Raw genomic sequence first — 1,314 nt, forward strand, 5'->3', positions numbered from 1 at the left:
ATATAGACCTCGGCGAGCTTCTCACTGGCGCCGATCAGAAGCCCGCCGACGATGGCGCCGAGGATGGAATCGAAGCCGCCGAGCACCAGCACCGGCAGCGCCTTCAGCACCACCAGCGACAGCGAGAACTGCACGCCGAGGCGTGCGCCCCAGAGCAGTCCCGCCACCAGGGCGACAAGGCCGGCGGCAGCCCACACGGTGGCCCAGATCAAGGGCAGCCTGAGGCCGACCGCGAGGGCCGCGAACTGGTCGTCGGCAACGGCGCGGAAGGAGAGGCCGATGCGGGTGTAGCGGAAGAACAGCGACAGCAGGAGGACCATGCCGGCGGCAACCACCGCGGCAAAAATGTCGAACTGGCTGATCAGCACGCCGCCGATTTCCAGCGGCACGTCCTCGATGCCGAGATCGAGGCCATGGACCTGCGTGCCCCAGATCAGCTGGGCGGCGCCCTCGATGATGTAGGACAGGCCGAGCGTCGCCATGAACAGTGTGATCGGCGGCTTGTTGGTCAGTGGCCGCAGCACCGTGCGCTCGATGGCGACACCCATCGCCACCATGATGGCGAAGGTGACCGCCAGCGCCAGCGCGAACGGAATACCGCGCTCGACGAGGCTGACGAAGGTGAGTGCCGCAAACAGCAGCATCGCGCCTTGCGCGAAATTGAGCACGCCCGAGGTCTTGTAGATGAGCACGAAGCCGATCGCGACAAGCGAATACATGACGCCTGAGAGCAGGCCGCCGACGAGCACTTCGATGAAGAATTGGTAGTCGAAATCGGCGATCATATGCCTGCCCCGTCCTCATTGTCCGAGGCGACGCCGAGATAGGCATCGATGACGCGTTGGTCGTTCCTGACTTCATCGGGCGTGGCGTCGGCGATCTTGCGGCCGTAGTCGAGAACGGCGATGCGATCGGACAGACCCATGACGACGCCGACATCGTGCTCGATCAACACCACGGTGGTGGCGAAACGATCGCGCGCGGCACGGACGAAAGACGCCATCTCGCTCTTTTCGCTCGCTGTCATGCCGGCCATCGGCTCGTCCAGCAAAAGCAGGCGCGGCTCGGCCACCAGCGCGCGGGCCAGTTCGACACGCTTCTGCAGCCCGTAAGGCAAGGTGCCGACAAGACGGTCGCGAATGGCGGTGAGATGGAGGAATTCAAGGATCTGTTCGGCACGGCTGCGTGAATCGCGCTGCTCGCCACGCGAGCGGCCGATGCCGAGCACCTGGCCGGCAAAGTTGGAGCGAACCTTGTAGGCAAGGCCAGAGGCGACATTGTCGAGGACGCTTAGGCCCTTGAACAGTGCGAGAT

2 protein-coding genes are annotated in these 1,314 nt (G+C 64.5%); both read right to left on the bottom strand.

Translation table 11 applies throughout. The annotated features are described in order from the left end of the window. Positions 1 to 785 (bottom strand): branched-chain amino acid ABC transporter permease (locus EN994_RS31855; RefSeq protein ID WP_164746433.1); only part of this gene is annotated, 785 nt, incomplete at its 3' end. After that, positions 782 to 1,314: ATP-binding cassette domain-containing protein (locus EN994_RS31860; protein WP_164746434.1), on the bottom strand; the 533-nt coding region annotated here is incomplete at its 5' end. The genes EN994_RS31855 and EN994_RS31860, both read right to left, overlap by 4 nt.

It is taken from the genome of Mesorhizobium sp. M7A.F.Ca.CA.002.09.1.1, from assembly GCF_003998555.1.
Classification (GTDB): domain Bacteria; phylum Pseudomonadota; class Alphaproteobacteria; order Rhizobiales; family Rhizobiaceae; genus Mesorhizobium; species Mesorhizobium ciceri.